The 15,747-nt window shown below is 66.0% G+C and carries 12 protein-coding genes and 2 tRNA genes; 9 read left to right on the top strand and 5 right to left on the bottom strand.

Annotated features, from left to right (window positions below):
- Window positions 1-28: 28 nt before the first annotated feature.
- The 9 genes from A0W70_RS05240 to A0W70_RS05280 all read left to right on the top strand — a co-directional run bounded on the left by A0W70_RS05240 (window position 29) and on the right by A0W70_RS05280 (window position 7,589).
- Window positions 29-1,837 (top strand): tetratricopeptide repeat protein, encoded by a 1,809-nt coding sequence (locus A0W70_RS05240; protein WP_067561174.1) that lies wholly within the window; start codon window positions 29-31, stop codon window positions 1,835-1,837.
- Window positions 1,834-2,496, top strand: a complete 663-nt coding sequence (lolB, locus tag A0W70_RS05245; protein WP_067561176.1) for a lipoprotein insertase outer membrane protein LolB — start codon at window positions 1,834-1,836, stop codon at window positions 2,494-2,496. The genes A0W70_RS05240 and lolB overlap by 4 nt, the downstream gene beginning before the upstream one ends.
- Before the next feature lie 3 nt (window positions 2,497-2,499).
- Window positions 2,500-3,393 carry a 4-(cytidine 5'-diphospho)-2-C-methyl-D-erythritol kinase gene (gene ispE, locus A0W70_RS05250; RefSeq protein ID WP_067561178.1) on the top strand — a complete coding sequence of 298 codons (894 nt, stop codon included), beginning with the start codon at window positions 2,500-2,502 and terminating at the stop codon, window positions 3,391-3,393.
- A gap of 13 nt (window positions 3,394-3,406) precedes the next feature.
- Window positions 3,407-3,481 (top strand) — tRNA-Gln (locus A0W70_RS05255).
- A 182-nt stretch (window positions 3,482-3,663) separates the two neighbouring features.
- Entirely contained in the window at window positions 3,664-4,602 is a 939-nt protein-coding gene (locus tag A0W70_RS05260) for a ribose-phosphate diphosphokinase (protein ID WP_067561181.1), read from the top strand.
- Window positions 4,603-4,792: 190 nt separating this feature from the next.
- Complete coding sequence (locus tag A0W70_RS05265; RefSeq protein ID WP_070988372.1) at window positions 4,793-5,536, top strand: 50S ribosomal protein L25/general stress protein Ctc; 744 nt, start codon at window positions 4,793-4,795, stop codon at window positions 5,534-5,536.
- 36 nt (window positions 5,537-5,572) lie between these two features.
- Window positions 5,573-6,166, top strand: coding sequence for an aminoacyl-tRNA hydrolase (gene pth / locus A0W70_RS05270; protein ID WP_067561183.1), 594 nt, complete (start codon window positions 5,573-5,575; stop codon window positions 6,164-6,166).
- 22 nt (window positions 6,167-6,188) lie between these two features.
- Window positions 6,189-7,280, top strand: coding sequence for a redox-regulated ATPase YchF (gene ychF, locus A0W70_RS05275; RefSeq protein WP_067561184.1), 1,092 nt, complete (start codon window positions 6,189-6,191; stop codon window positions 7,278-7,280).
- A gap of 232 nt (window positions 7,281-7,512) precedes the next feature.
- Window positions 7,513-7,589, top strand: a tRNA-Met gene (locus A0W70_RS05280).
- A gap of 124 nt (window positions 7,590-7,713) precedes the next feature.
- Here A0W70_RS05280 and A0W70_RS05285 read toward each other — a convergent pair.
- From A0W70_RS05285 to aceE, 5 genes are all read right to left on the bottom strand, one after another.
- Window positions 7,714-8,598 carry a protein NO VEIN domain-containing protein gene (locus A0W70_RS05285; protein ID WP_067561186.1) on the bottom strand — a complete coding sequence of 295 codons (885 nt, stop codon included), beginning with the start codon at window positions 8,596-8,598 and terminating at the stop codon, window positions 7,714-7,716.
- A 252-nt stretch (window positions 8,599-8,850) separates the two neighbouring features.
- Entirely contained in the window at window positions 8,851-9,162 is a 312-nt protein-coding gene (gene hspQ, locus A0W70_RS05290) for a heat shock protein HspQ (RefSeq protein ID WP_067561631.1), read from the bottom strand.
- A 252-nt stretch (window positions 9,163-9,414) separates the two neighbouring features.
- A complete protein-coding gene (gene lpdA / locus A0W70_RS05295) occupies window positions 9,415-11,217 on the bottom strand; it encodes a dihydrolipoyl dehydrogenase (protein ID WP_067561188.1) in 1,803 nt (600 codons plus the stop codon).
- A 230-nt stretch (window positions 11,218-11,447) separates the two neighbouring features.
- Window positions 11,448-12,842, bottom strand: a complete 1,395-nt coding sequence (locus A0W70_RS05300) for a dihydrolipoyllysine-residue acetyltransferase (RefSeq protein WP_067561190.1) — start codon at window positions 12,840-12,842, stop codon at window positions 11,448-11,450.
- A gap of 230 nt (window positions 12,843-13,072) precedes the next feature.
- On the bottom strand, window positions 13,073-15,739 hold the full coding sequence (gene aceE, locus A0W70_RS05305; RefSeq protein WP_067561192.1) for a pyruvate dehydrogenase (acetyl-transferring), homodimeric type: 2,667 nt from the start codon (window positions 15,737-15,739) through the stop codon (window positions 13,073-13,075).
- Between the last annotated feature and the right edge of the window lie 8 nt (window positions 15,740-15,747).

Below are 15,747 nucleotides of genomic sequence, written 5' to 3' on the forward strand. Positions count from 1 at the left end.
GGCGTGGCAATGACATCGGATGACTTCCATGGTGCGAATCCTGTCCAGCCTGAAAGCGGTATCGCTGCTCCCGTTCCTGTTGCTCGCGGCCTGTGCGACCGCGCCGGATGGGGGCACAGCCGTGGAGGAGGCGCAGCCGGAGGAGCAGTCGACGACTGCGCCGGAGCGCGACGAACAAGTGCCGGACGAGGATACGGCCGAGACGGCGGCTGCCGAGGACGAGGCGCGCAGTGAATCGCGCCCGCGCGGCCTGCACGGAGACAGCCTGTATCGCCTGCTCGTGGCCGATTTCGCCGGGCGGCGCGGCGACGTCAATCTCGCCCTTCAGGGTTATCTGGAGGCCGCGCGTGCCGAGAGCGATCCCCGCATCGCCGAACGGGCCGCGCGGTTGGCCGTGTACGCGGGGCGCATGGACGCGGCACTCGAAGCCGGCCGCCGCTGGGCCGAACTCGCACCGGACAGCCGCGAGGCGCATGCGATGCTCGCCAGGCTGCATCTGCGCGAGGGCAATGCCGATGAGGCCCTTGTCCATCTGCGGCGGGTGATCGCGCTGACCGAAGGCGGCGCCGACGCCGGTCTGCGCGAGGTCGCGGCCCTGTTCGACGGCACCGAGCGCCCCGGCGCCGCGCTGCCGGCCGCCTCCATGCTCGCCGACGAGTACCCCGACCGTGCGATCGCCTACGAGATGGTCGCCGATCTCGCGCATCGCGCCGGTGAGGGGGCCCGCGCGCTGGCCGCCGTGGAGCGCGCGCTTGACCTCGACCCCGCCCGTACCCGGGCGCTGATCCTGCGCGCCCGGATTCTGATCGAGCGCGACCGCACCGAGGAGGCGTTCACCGGCCTTGAGGCGGCGGTCGAAGATGCGCCCGGCGATCGCGAGCTCGCCCTCGGCTATGTGCGCCTGCTCGTGGAAGCGGAACGCAATGAGGCGGCGATCCGCGCCATGCAGCGAACCTTCGAGCGCTTCGGTGATCATGCCTCGGCCGTGTACTCACTCGGGCTGCTGGCCATGCAGGTCCAGGCGTGGGACGACGCGAAAATCTATCTGCAGCGTCTGGTGGCCATGGACGCCCGCACCGCCTCCGCGCATTACTACCTCGGCCGGATCGCAGAGCAGGATGGGGACTGCACCGGCGCGCTGCGCCACTACATCAAGGTCGGCCGGGGCGATCATCGCTTCGATGCCGAGTTGCGGGCGGCCGTCTGCATGGCCGAGGTCGATCGGGTCGATGAGGCGAGGCTCCATCTGGAGCGGCTCGCGTCGCGCTACCGCGACGACCAGCCGAGCACGCGGATTACCCTGACCCGGGCGCGCGTCGAACGGATCGCGGGCAATCCCGATCAGGCCCTGAACATCATGGGCAATGCCGTCGAGGGCCGCCCGGATTCGATCGAGCTGCGCTACAACCGCGCGTTGATGGCCGCGGAGATGGACCGGTTCGAGCTGGCCCGTTCGGATCTGCGCCATATCCTGGACCTGGAACCGGACAATGCCCGCGCCTTGAATGCGCTCGGGTACATGCTGGCCGATCGCGATATGCAGCTGCAGGAGGCCCGCACCATGATCGAGCGGGCGCTGGAGCAGAACCCCGAGGACGCCGCGACGCTCGACAGTATGGGCTGGGTGCTCTACCGCCTGGGACAGCCGCGCGAGGCGCTCCAATACCTGCGCTCGGCATGGGATCGAAGTCGCGACGCCGAGATCGCGGCCCATCTGGGCGAGGTCCTCTGGGCCACCGGTGCCCGCGAAGAGGCGCGCGCCGTCTGGGACGAGGGCCGTGGACTGGATAATGGCAGCGATGTGCTCAAGGAGACCGTTGAGCGCCTCGACCCATGACGCGCTGCGCCTGCAGGATCGGCGTACTGTTTTTGGGCGCCGCGCTGATCACCGCCTGCGCGACCGGGCCACGCTCCGTCCCCGGGGATCGCGAAGCCGCGTGGGCCGACCACCGGGAGCGACTGGAGGCGCTGTCCGGCTGGCGTGCCGAAGGACGCCTTGCGGTGCAGACCCGGGATGATGCCGGCAATGCGAACTTCGTCTGGATCGAAGAGGGCGAGGACCGGTTCCGTCTCCGCCTGGAGGGCCCGCTTGGTCAGGGGGGAGGGCGTCTGATGGTGGATGGCGCTGGGGCGGTTTTGACCACCGGGGACGGTCAGCGCTACGCAGGATCCGACGCCGGCCGCCTGCTGGACGAACTCTATGGCTGGGATATCCCCGTGGCCGGTCTGCGCCAGTGGCTGGTCGGACTTCCCGGCGCCGATGCCGATTACGACCTGGACCGTTTCGGCCGCATCACCGCCCTGGACTGGCGCGGCTGGCGTATCGAATACCGCCGGTACCGCCAGGTCGGCGAGCTGGATCTGCCCGCGACCCTGGTCGCCTCCCGGGCCGAGGCCGGTACCGAAATCCGGGTCGCGATCGATCAGTGGGTGCCGGAGGCCGGTAACGAATCCCCGTCGGAGGCCGGTTCGACCGTACCGCTGATGGGTGACTGAGGCATGTCGCAGGCCGATACGCGATGGGAGCGGGGGCGCTGGAGCTGCGGTTGGCCCGCGCCCGCGAAGCTGAATCTGTTCCTCCATATCACCGGGCAGCGCAGCGGCGGCTATCACGAGCTGCAGACGCTGTTCCAGTTCCTCGATCATGGCGATTCGCTCGCCTTCCGCGCGCGCGCCGACGGCGCCGTGCAGCGGTTGAGCGGGCTGGACGCGGTCGCGCCGGAGGGCGATCTGGCCGTCCGTGCCGCACTGGCCCTGCAGGCGGTCGCGGGGATCGCGACGGGCGCGGACATCTGGATCACCAAGCAGATCCCGGCGGGTAGTGGTCTGGGCGGCGGAAGTTCCGACGCCGCAACGACGCTGGTGGCGCTCAATCGGCTCTGGGGGGCCGGGTTGTCGCCGATGGAGCTGGCTGATATCGGTCTCGGCCTCGGCGCCGACGTGCCGGTCTTCGTCCACGGCCGGGCCGCCTGGGCGGAAGGGATCGGCGAGGAACTGGAACCGGCCGAGCCGCGCGAGCCCTGGTATCTGGTGATCGTGCCGCCCGTGGAGGTGTCGACCGGTGCCCTGTTCGGGGCGCCCGAATTGACACGCGATTGTCCTCCGATGACAATGCGCGACTTTCTCGCGCGCGGCGGCTCGAATGTGTTCGAGTTGCCGGTGCGGAGTCGGTACCCTGAGGTGGCCGAAGCGTTCGACTGGCTGTCGGCGCAGGGCGTCACGCCGCGGTTGACGGGGACCGGCGCCAGCGTCTTCGGCGCCTGGGGCAGCGAGTCGGAGGCCCGCCGCGCCCGCGAGCGCCTGCCGGCGGGCTGGTATGGTTTCGCCGCCCGCGGCAGCAACAGATCGAGGCTGGCGACCCGGATGACCGCGCTGGCCGAACAGGAACGCTGAACAACCGGACAACTGGGCCGTAGCCAAGCGGTAAGGCAACGGGTTTTGATCCCGTGATGCGCAGGTTCGAATCCTGCCGGCCCAGCCAAATTTAGGGGCCGCGCCATCCTGCCGGCCCAGCCAGATTCGAGGGCCGCGCCGACGGGGTCGGCGCGGCCCGTAACAGACAGTCGCACGACGACGGTCGCGTGAGATCCGGTTCAACCGGAGCGCGGCTGCCAAGACCAGATTCTTCGCAAGCCGGAAGGCCCGCCCGTGTCCGAATCGTCCATGATGGTGTTTGCCGGGAACGCGAACCCGGATCTCGCCCAGTCTGTCTGTGAGCATCTGAACCTCCCGCTGGGCAAGGCCAATGTCGGGAGTTTCAGCGACGGTGAGACAACCGTCGAGGTGCTGGAAAACGTACGGGGGAAGGACGCATTCATCGTCCAGTCCACCTGCCAGCCGACCAACGACAACATGATGGAGATTCTGCTCCTGTGCGATGCGCTGCGGCGCGCCTCGGTCGAGCGGATCACGGCGGTGGTGCCGTATTTCGGTTACTCCCGCCAGGACCGGCGCATCCGGCACCAGCGGGTGCCGGTCAGTGCGAAGGTGGTCGCGAACATACTCTGCACGGCCGGCATCGATCGGTTGCTGACCGTCGATCTGCACGCGGACCAGATCCAGGGGTTTTTCGATATCCCGGTGGACAACGTCTACGCGTCGCCACTGCTGCTGGGCGATATCTGGCGCCAGAAGCACCCGAACATCGTGGTCGTCTCACCGGACGTCGGCGGCGTGGTCCGGGCGCGGGCGGTGGCCAAGCGCCTCGACGATTCGGATCTGGCGATCATCGACAAACGGCGGCCGCGCGCGAACGAGTCCGAGGTCATGCACATCATCGGTGACGTGCGCGATCGCACCTGCATCATTATCGATGACCTGGTCGATACCGCCGGCACGCTGTGTCAGGCCGCGAAAGCGCTCAAGGAGCACGGTGCGCGCGCCGTCGTCGCGTACGCGACCCATCCGGTCCTGTCGGGGCCGGCGGTCGAGCGCATCGACAACTCGACGATCGACGAGCTGGTCGTTACCGATACGATCCCGCTGAGCGAAGCAGCGGCCGCGAGCCCGAGAATCCGGCAGCTCGGCGTGGCCGAGCTGCTCGCGGAGACCCTCCGCCGCGTACATCGCGAGGAGTCGGTGTCCTCGCTGTACGTCGACTGACGTAAACAGCGGACGGGCTGGTTTGCCGACGTCCGTAGGCCGGCTTGCGACCGAAGGGAGCCAGCCGGCAGCCGGCCCCGAACGGTTGAAACAGGATTTTCCAACAGTCGTCACTGGTCGCGGTGGCGGCGACCGGCTCTTCCATGGGGGAAGGGCGCGGTTTTTCACGTAACGTAGAGAGAGTACTGCCATGAGTGGTGACATCGAGTTCACGCTGGAGGCGCAGTCTCGCGAGGACGTGGGGAAAGGTGCGAGCCGCCGCCTGCGTCGCGAGAAAAAAGTCCCGGCTGTGGTTTATGGTGGCGGCAAGGACGCGCAGTCCCTGACGCTCAATCACAACGAGGTCTGGCGCAAGCTCCAGTTCGAAGCGTTCTTCTCCCACATCATCACGCTCGAGATCGACGGCAAGCAGAAGCAGCAGGCCATCGTGCGTGATCTCCAGCGGCATCCGTTCAAGCCGCTGATCGGCCATATGGACTTCCAGCGCATCGTCGCCGACCAGGAACTGCAGGTCCGCGTCCCGCTGCACTACATGAACGAGGAAGAGTCCGTCGGTGTCCGCATGAACGGCGGCGAGATCAGCCATCTCGAATCCGAGGTGCTGGTGGGCTGTCTGCCGAAGCATCTGCCCGAGTACATCGAGGTCGATCTCGCCAATCTGGACGTGGGCGATACCCTGCACATGTCGGATATCCAGCTGCCCGAGGGCGTGCGCCTGGTCGATCTCGACCATGGCGAGGAATATGACCGGGGCATCGTCTCCTGCCATATGCCGCGCGTGACCACCGAGGAAGACCTCGAGGTCGAGGAGCCGGAAGGCGAGGAAGCGGCCGAGGCCGGCGAAGAAGCGGGCGAGGGCGAAGAAGCCTCCGGCGACGAGTCCGGCGAGGAATCCGGCAAGAAGTCGGGCGACTCCGAATCGGAAGAGGGCTGATCCGGGGCCGGTCCGGCCGGACCCGGGACGCTTACCGTGGCAGGCGCGCGTGCGACGTTCCGGCTCGTGGCCGGGCTCGGCAACGTCGGCGCACGCTACGCCGGGACCCGGCACAACGCCGGGTTCTGGTATGCGGATGCCCTGGCGGATCGACTGAGGGCGGCCTTCCGGTCCGACCGCAAGGCCCAGGGCGAACTCGCGAAAGCCGCTGTCGGCGGTCGTGATCTGCGTCTGCTCAAACCCTCGACCCTGATGAACCACAGCGGCCGCTCGGTCGCTGCAGTGGCCCGGTTCCACAAACTCGCGGCGGCCGATGTACTGGTCGCCCACGACGACATGGATCTGCCCGCCGGCACGGTGCGCCTGAAGTACGGTGGTGGCCATGGTGGCCACAACGGCCTGCGCGATATCGACGGGCATCTGGGCTCGCGTGATTACTGGCGGCTGCGGATCGGCGTGGGGCACCCCGGCGACCGCGGCGGTGTCATCGACTACGTGCTGACGCGGCCATCGCCGGACGAACGGCGTGCCATCGAGGATGCCATCGAGCGCGTGGTGGATGAGACCGATCGCCTGTTCGTCGATGGCGACGTCGAAGCGGCCATGAACGCGCTCCACGTGCGCGGCTGATCCTCCCTGACGGAGTAACCACATGGGTTTCAAGTGCGGCATCGTCGGCCTGCCGAACGTCGGCAAGTCGACGCTGTTCAATGCGCTCACGGCGAACGGTATCGCCGCCGAGAACTATCCCTTCTGCACGATCGATCCGAACGTCGGCATCGTCGCGGTGCCCGACCCACGCCTCGATCAGCTCGCGGCGATCGCGAAGCCGCAGGAGGTCATCCCGACGACGATCGAATTCGTCGACATCGCCGGCCTCGTCGCGGGGGCCTCGAAGGGCGAGGGGCTCGGCAATCAGTTCCTCGCGAACATCCGCGAGACCGACGCCGTGGTCCAGGTCGTGCGCTGCTTCGAGGACGATGACGTGATCCACGTCAGCGGGCGGGTGGATCCGGTGAGCGATATCGAGACCATCGCCACGGAGCTGCTCCTCGCCGATATGGACACCCTGGCGCGCGCGGTGGAGCGCGCCGCGAAGGCCGCGCGCTCGCAGGACAAGTCGGCCATCGCGCGGCATCGGTTCCTGGAGGATCTCAAGGCCCACGTCGACGCCGGCGAACCCGCGCGGACGTTCGAGGTGCCGGACGACCAGCGGGGCAACTTCCGGGAACTGCACCTGATCACCGCCAAGCCGGTGATGTATATCGCCAACGTCGACGAGGGCGGTTTCGAGGACAACCCGAAGCTGGAAGCGGTCCGTGCGACGGCCGCGAACGAGGGCGCGATCGTCGTCCCGGTGTGCGCGAAGATCGAGGCCGAACTGGCGCAGCTCGAGCCCGAAGAGCAGGCGGAATTCCTCGGCGAGCTGGGCCTGGATGAACCCGGCCTCAACCGCGTGATCCGCGGTGGCTACGATCTGCTCGGTCTGCAGACCTTTTTCACCTGCGGACCCAAGGAGGTCAAGGCGTGGACGGTGGCGAAAGGCGCGACTGCACCGCAGGCCGCCGGCGAAATCCACTCCGATATGCAGCGCGGCTTTATCCGCGCCGAAGTGACCGCGTTCGACGACTTCGTCACCCACGGCGGCGAGCAGGGGGCGAAGGACGCCGGCCGCTGGCGTCTTGAGGGTAAGCAGTACGTCATGCACGAGGGTGACGTCTGCCACTTCCGTTTCAACGTCTGAGGCAATACGGCCAACCCCGAAGAAGTTTCTCGGGGCGAGGTGCCTTGAAGGTAGGCCGGCTTGCGACCGAAGGGAGCCAGCCGGCGTCACGCCCGAAGCATGGGTACGCGGCACTGCGGACCGCCGGCGGTCGCCTTCGGCGAAAGACGGCCTACGACGGCGGGAGACCGGGAATGCCCGGCCGGAGTCTTGACAGTCCGGCGACCTGACGCCAGAATCTCGCGCCTGTCGTGGCGATGTAGCTCAGTCGGTTAGAGCACAGCATTCATAATGCTGGTGTCGCTGGTTCAAGTCCAGCCATCGCCACCACTTACTCCCTGCCCGCTTTTCTCCGCATTCGCGTATCCCATCTGCCGTGAAGGCTGTCGCTGCCGTGCGCCGTTTGCCCGGCCCATTCATGGCATGTGGCCGCAGCGCGGCGGGCACCCGCTGCTCAGCGCGGCGTGGCCCGGTATGCGGTGGCCTCCAGGCGGAAACGGTCGTGCAGTGAGCCATTGACGCCGTAAAGCCGCGGAAACTCACGGAAGCCGAATACGCGGTAGAGCCAGAAGTGCTCGCGGTGCGTCGCCGCCATCGCGATCTCGTTGGCGGTCACGAAAAACGGGGTCTCGCGCCGATAGCGCGTGGTCTTGACCTTGATGTATCGATCGCGGCCGTCGGCATCGTACGAATGAATGTCGAAACCGCCGCCCGCACCCTGTTCCGCCGATACATGCTCAATCGCGTCGGCATAGACACCGGCACCGGCCTCGTGCAGGCGCGCGACCTCATACTGAACCACGAACAGCTCGCCGGCCCAGGCGAGCGAGTGATTGCGCTGCTCGCGGGCGAGGAAGTCGATGCCGGAGATCGCGGTGCCGGTCGCACTGTCGGCGCCGATCTCCGGGATATCGCCAGGCTCCGGTGCTCGGCTGGCGATTTCTTCAAGCCCGCGGCCACCGAGATCAGGCACCATGCCGGCAGGCTCGTCGACGTCCGCTTCCATCAGGCGCAGCAGTTCCGGGTGATTGCGGAGATAGGAGGCGACCGCATCGCGCATAGGCGCCGGGAAGTGCGGCACCGGTCGGTATGCACTGTGGAAGGGCAACCCCTGTTCGACCAGCACCGCCGCGATTTGCCGGAAGGCGGTTTCCGTGTCGCCGTTATCGCCGCTTCCATTGTCGCGCGCGAATACCCGGTGGCGATGGTTACGTCCGCGCAACTCGCCCTCGAGCATGGAGAAATACGCCCGCACGCGCGCGCGGATCTCATTATCGCTTCGTGCCATGGTGTCCGTGGCGCCGGTTGGCACCGTGAGACGGTCTCGAACCGAGGCCATCGGTTATCTCCCCCTTGAATCGCCGATCTCCGCGGCCGGCCCCGCATGGCCCGAGCAGGTGCGGTGCCCGCTCGATTCCGCCCGATGTTTCCCGCTCGTGCCAGGGCCGTGATGGGCTCTGCGGCCGCGATCGGCTGGCCCATCCTACTGCAATGGTCCACGAGACGGGAAATGCACGCCTTCCTTTATGGCGTTCGATTGGACTGCTGCACTGAATCCAGGCGTGCCGCCAGGTGACGGCGCCGACTGCGATCAGTGCCTGCGGCGCATGATGTAGCGCCCGTCCTCGAAGCGGTCGAAGAATTCTCCGAGGGCGGGATGCTCGACCTGTTTGCCAGTCGGATCCGTTTCCAGGTGTCGCTCGGCCACGTAGGTTGAATGCATGCCGCCATCGACCAGTACGTGATACCAGGGCGCATCCTTGGGAGGGCGGCTTCGGGCCATCAGCTCGTACCACTCCTCGGAACCGCTGTACTCCGCGTCCACGTCGACGATGACGCCGCGATAGTCGAACTTACGGTGATGGATGATCTGACCGATACCGAATTTCGGTGTCGCCACGATGCCTCCGGGAGTGCTTCGCTGCGTGTGCGGTCCGAGTGTAGCAATGCGAGGGGGTGGTCGTCGGCGGTGGCCTCTCGCGTGTCCGGTATCGCTGGCGCTCAACCTCATCTGCGTGTCGCTGGATCACAGGTTGGGTTGAGCGCCAGCGATACCCGACGAATCAGGGCCGCGCATGCGCTCCGCCGCTCAGGGGAGCTTTGCGGGATCAATCACGGATCCGGCAGGCCCCTGAGCGCAGCGGAGGCCTCCGGGTCATTTCTTCTTCGGCAGGTACAGATCCGTGATCGTGCCTTCGCCGATCTCGGCCGCGAAGGCGACGGTCTCCGAGAGTGTCGGATGCGGATGGATCGTCAGCGAGACATCCTCGATGTCCGCGCCCATCTCGAGCGCCAGCGTCGCCTCGGCGATCAGGTCGCCCGCATGCGGGCCGGCGATGCCGGCGCCGAGGATGCGTTGCGTGTCCGGGTCGTAGAGCAGCTTGGTCACGCCGTCCTCGCGGCCCATGCCCAGCGCGCGGCCGGAGGCCGCCCACGGGAAGCTGGCCTTCTCATACTGGATGCCTTTCTCTTTCGCCTCGGTCTCGGTCAGCCCCATCCATGCGACTTCCGGATCGGTGTAGGCGACCGACGGGATGGTGCGGGCGTCGAAGCCGGACTTGTGACCGGCGCAGACCTCGGCGGCGACCTTGCCCTCGTGCGTCGCCTTGTGGGCGAGCATCGGCTGGCCGACGATGTCGCCAATGGCGTGGATGTGATCGACGTTGGTGCGCTGGCGTTCGTCGACCGCGATGAATCCACGCTCATCGACCGTGACGCCGGCGTTGTCGGCGCCGATGTTGTGGCCGTTCGGTGTGCGGCCAACCGAGACGAGTACGCGATCGAACACGTCCGTCTCCGGCGCCTTATCACCCTCGAAGTGCACCTTGATGCCCTGTTTTTGGGCATCGGCCTTGGCGACCTTCGATTTCGTGTAGATGTTCTCGTACCGCGACTTGATCCGTTTCTCGAGGACCTTCACGAGGTCGCGGTCCGTGCCGGGCATCAGGCCGTCCGCCATCTCGCACACCGTGACCTTCGAGCCGAGCGCATCGTAGACGCAGGCCATTTCCAGACCGATGATGCCGCCACCGATCACCAGCAGGCGTTTCGGAATCTCGTCGAGTTCCAGCGCGCCGGTCGAGGTCATCACGCGCTCGTCATCCCAGGGCAGGGACGGGATCTTCACCGACTGCGATCCCGCGGCGATGATCGCGCGCTCGAACCCGACCGTCTTCGTGCCGTCCTTCGTTTCGACGGCAACGCTGTTCGGCGAGGTGAAACTGCCATCGCCGTGCACGACGGTCACGCCGCGCTGCTTTGCCATGGACTTGAGGCCACCGGTGAGCTTGCCAACGACCTTGTCCTTCCAGCCCGATAGTTTCTTGGTGTCGATCTTCGGCTTGCCGAACTCGACACCGTGTTCGGCGGCGCGTTCGGCGCCGGTGATGACCTCGGCAGTGTGCAGGTAGGCCTTGGACGGGATGCAGCCGACGTTCAGACAGACGCCGCCAAGCGCGTCGTAGCGCTCGACCAGCACCACCTCCAGGCCCAGATCGGCCGTGCGGAAGGCCGCGGTATAGCCACCCGGCCCGGAGCCGAGCACCAGCACCTGGCACTGGATGTCCGTGTCCGATGGAGCCGCCTTCGGGGCTGGCGCTTCTTTCTTCGCGGACGCTTCCTTCTCCTGTGTCTTCCCGCTTTCGTCTTTCTCCGCGGGCTCCGAGGCCTCCTGTGCGTCCGATCCGGACTCACCCGCGTCCGACGTTTTCTCGCCTTCCTCGGCCTCGAGCGTGAGGATGACGTCGCCTTCTTTCACCTTCTGTCCGACCGATACCTTGACCTCTTTGACCGTCCCGCCTTCCGGCGCGGGGATCTCCATGGAGGCCTTGTCCGACTCGAGCGTGATCATCGAGTCCTCGGCGGCGATCGAATCGCCGGGCGAGACAAGCACCTCGATGATCTCGACCTCATCGAAATCGCCGATGTCCGGTACGGGAATATCCTTGGTCTGGCTCATGGTCTGTATCCGATCTTCAGGCGTTTTCTGCCGCCCGGGGGAAGGTCAAAGGCGAGAACCACGAATGAACACGAATGGACACGAATGGGGTCAGTGGCAGCCGAGCGCGTGGTGGAGCTGCGCTGCTGTGCGTCCAAAGGCTGTCCCGGCACGTCCGCGAAGCGCCAAGGCGCTGAGCGGTGCCCCGGAACCATTCGTGTCCATTCGTGTTCATTCGTGGTTCCAGGGTTTTACAGCAACATCCGCCGCGTGTCCGAGAGGAGGCGGCCGACGTAGGTGGTGAAGCGGGCGGCCTCTGCGCCGTCGATGACGCGATGGTCGTAGGACAGCGATAGCGGCAGCATCAGGCGCGGGACGAATTCCTTGCCGTTCCAGACCGGCTCCGTGGTCGCCTTCGACGCACCGAGGATCGCGACCTCCGGGGCGTTGACGATCGGCGTGAACGCCGTGCCGCCGACGCCGCCGAGACTCGAGATGGAAATGCAGCCGCCCTTCATCTGTTTCGGGCTCAGCTTCTTGTCACGCGCCTTCTGGCTGATGTCCATCAGTTCGCGGGCGAGGTCGTTCAGGCTCTTGCGGTCGACGTCGCGCAGTACCGGCACGACCAGTCCGTCGGGGGTATCGACGGCGATACCGACGTGGAAGTATTTCTTGAAAATGAGGTTCTCGCCGGCCGGGTCGAGCGAACTGTTGAAGCGCGGGAACTCGCGCAGGGCCGATACCATGGCCTTGATCAGGAACGAGACCAGCGTGATCTTTACGCCGCTGTCCTTGTTCTCGGCGTTGAGCTCCTTGCGGAAGGCCTCGAGATCGGTGATGTCCGCTTTGTCGAACTGCGTAACGTGAGGAACCGTGACCCAGTTGCGGTGCAGGTTCTGGCCGGTGAGTTTGTTGATCTTCGTCAGCGGTTTCGTCTCGATCTCGCCGAACTCGCTGAAATCGATCTCCGGCATCGGTGGCACGCCGAGCCCGCCACCGGCGGCGGCTGGTGCCTCCATCGCCTGTTTCACGTGAGCCTTTACGTCCTCTTTGAGAACGCGCCCCTTGCGGCCCGACCCGGTCACCTGCGTGAGGTCCACGCCGAGTTCGCGTGCGAACCGGCGGACCCCGGGGGAGGCGTGGGCCTTCAAGTGTTTTTCCTGCTCGATGTGAGCGGTCGGTGAACTCCGCTCGCGGCCGCCGGGTTTGGGCGGCTCGGTCGGCTCTTCCCCGGCCGGGGCCGTGTCTCTGGATGCCCCTTCTTCCTTCTGGCCGGACTTCTCCTTGTCGGCCGTGGATGCGCCGGTCGCCTCGTCAGCCTTTCCCCCCTCGGCTTCATCCTCGGCGGCCTGTTTCTCGTCGCCGGAATCCGACTCCTCTGCCTGATCGTCGGCCCCGCCTTCGTCACTGGGCTCGAGCGTCAGGATGGTGTCGCCTTCCTTGACCTTTTGACCGACCTCCACCTTCACTTCCTTGACGGTGCCGCCCTCGGGCGAGGGGATCTCCATCGAGGCCTTGTCGGATTCCAGCGTGATCATGGAGTCCTCGGCCTCGATGGTGTCACCCGGCGAGACGAGCACCTCGATGATCTCGACCTCGTCGAAATCGCCGATGTCCGGTACGGGAATGTCCTTGGTCTGGCTCATAGTCTGTATCCGATCTTCAGGCGCCCGGGGCCGCCGTCACGAAGGTCAACTTCGGGAACCACGAATGAACACGAACGGTTCCCGTGTCACTCGAACGCGCGATGGAGCTTCGCTGCCATGCTTTGCATTATCGTGCGCGCCTATCCGCGTAGCGCCACGGCGTTGAAAGCGGTCCACGAAATATTCGTGTTCATTCGTGTTCATTCGTGGTTCCAGATCCCCGGTGGAGCCTACACGGTCAACGGATTCGGTTTTTCCGGGTCGATGCCGTACTTCTTGATGGCCTCGGTGACGCGTTTGGCCTCGACCGTGCCTTCGTCGGCCAGTGCCTTCAGCGCGGCGACCGTGACCCAGTAGCGATCGACTTCGAAGAAGCTGCGCAACGCCTCGCGCGTGTCGCTGCGGCCATAGCCGTCGGTGCCGAGAACCCGGAAGCGGTTGTTGATGAACGGGCGGATCTGATCCGGTACCGCTTTCATATAGTCGGTCGATGCGACCACCGGGGCATCGGAGGCGCCGAGACACTGCTGGACCCAGCTCGTGCGCTGTTTGCGCCCCGGGTGCAGCATGTTCCAGCGGTCGCAGTCGAGGCCGTCGCGGCGCAGTTCGCTGAAGCTGGTCGCGGACCACAGGGTGCTGGCCACGCCCCAGTCATCGCGCAGCAGCTCGGCGGCCTCGATGACCTCGCGGAAAATGGTGCCGCTGCCCGTCAGCTGCACCTCGGGGTGCTTTTTGTTCCCCTTCGGCTTCACCGAGTCGAACTGGTACAGACCCTTGCGGATACCCTCCTCGACGCCTTCGGGCATGGCCGGGTGATGGTAGTTCTCGTTCATCACCGTGATGTAGTAGAAAACGCTCTCCTGCTCCTGGTACATCCGGCGCAGGCCGTCCTGGATAATCACGGCGAGTTCGTAGTTGAAGGTCGGGTCGTAGCTCACGCAGTTCGGGATCACCGTCATCGTGAGCTGGCTCTGCCCGTCCTCGTGCTGCAGGCCTTCGCCGTTGAGCGTCGTGCGCCCGGCGGTGCCGCCGAGCAGGAAGCCGCGTGCCTGCTGATCGCCGGCGGCCCACATGAAGTCGCCGACGCGCTGGTACCCGAACATCGAGTAATAGATATAGAACGGGATCATGTTGGTCCCGTGCGTGGAGTACGCCGTCGCCGCGGCGAGCCAGTCGCACAGGGCACCCGCCTCGTTGATGCCTTCCTCGAGGATCTGGCCCTTCTTGTCCTCGCGGTAATACATGATCGAGCCGGCGTCCTCCGGCGTGTACAGCTGCCCGACCGGCGAATAGATGCCGAGCTGGCGGAACATGCCGTCCATGCCGAAGGTGCGCGCCTCGTCGGGCACGATCGGAACGATGTTGGGGCCGATCTTCTTGTCGCGCGTGAGCAGCGTAAGCCCGCGCACGAAGCCCATCGTGGTCGACATGTCGCGGTCGCCGCTGGATTCCAGCAGGGGCTTGAAGGTGTCTAGCGTCGGTACCTTGAGCGGAGCCGCCAGCGTCTTGCGTTGCGGCAGGTAGCCGCCGAGCGCCTTGCGGCGCTCCTGCATGTACTGGATTTCCTCGCTATCGTCGCCCGGGTGGAAGTACTCGGCGTTGCGCGCCGCTTCCTCACTGATCGGGATACGGAACCGGTCACGCAGTTTTACCAGCTCATCGGCGTCCATCTTCTTCTGCTGGTGGGCGGTCATCTGGCCTTCGCCGGCCTCGCCCATGCCGTAGCCCTTCACGGTCTTGGCGAGGATGACCGTCGGCTGGCCGGTGTGTTTGGTAGCAGCGGCGTAGGCGGCATAGACCTTATGCGGATCGTGGCCGCCACGGTTGAGGCGCCACACGTCCTCGTCGGACATGTTCGACACCATCTCCTTGAGTTTTTCGTACTTGCCGAAGAAGTTCTCGCGTACGTACGCGCCGTCCTTCGACTTGAAGGTCTGGTACTCGCCGTCGACGGCCTCGTCCATGCGCTGGCGCAGCAGCCCGTCGCTGTCCTTGGCCAGCAGCGGGTCCCAGTAGGAGCCCCAGACGACCTTGATCACGTTCCAGCCCGCGCCCCGGAAGATCGCCTCCAGCTCCTGAATGATCTTGCCGTTGCCGCGCACGGGGCCGTCGAGGCGCTGCAGGTTGCAGTTCACCACGTAGACGAGGTTGTCGAGCTTTTCGCGCCCGGCGAGCGAGATCGCGCCCAGCGATTCGGGTTCGTCGACCTCGCCGTCGCCCATGAATACCCAGACCTTGCGGTCCTGGGCGGCGGACAGTTCGCGGTCGTTCATGTATTTCATGAACCGCGCCTGGTAGATGCCCATCATCGGTGACAGGCCCATCGACACGGTCGGGAACTGCCAGAAATCGGGCATCAGCCACGGGTGGGGATACGACGACAGCCCTTTGCCGTCGACTTCGTGCCGGAACTCATCGAGCTGGTCGGTGTTGAGCCGGCCTTCGAGGTATGCGCGCGCGTAGATGCCGGGGGCGGAATGGCCCTGAATCATGACCAGATCGCCGCCGTGCGAGTGACTCGGCGCCCGGAAGAAATGGTTGAACCCGACGTCGTATAGCGTGGCCGCGGACGCGAAGCTCGCGATGTGGCCGCCGATGCCCTCGCTCTTCTTGTTCGCGCGCACCACCATCGCCGTGGCGTTCCAGCGGATGTAGGAGCGCAGTTTCCATTCGAGATCGTGGTCGCCGGGGCTGCGCTCTTCGCGGTGCTGCGGGATCGTGTTGACGTAGCCGGTCCGCGGGGAGAACGGGATGTTGATCCCCGCGCGCCGCGATTCATCGATCAGGCGCTCCAGCAGGAAGTGAGCGCGCTCGCCGCCATCGGCCTCGATCAGCGTATCGAGCGAGTCGAGCCATTCGCGGGTTTCCTGCGGATCGATGTCGTTTTCTTCGGCCATGATGTACC

Origin of the sequence: Halofilum ochraceum, assembly GCF_001614315.2 — a bacterium.
Taxonomy (GTDB): Bacteria; Pseudomonadota; Gammaproteobacteria; order XJ16; family Halofilaceae; genus Halofilum; species Halofilum ochraceum.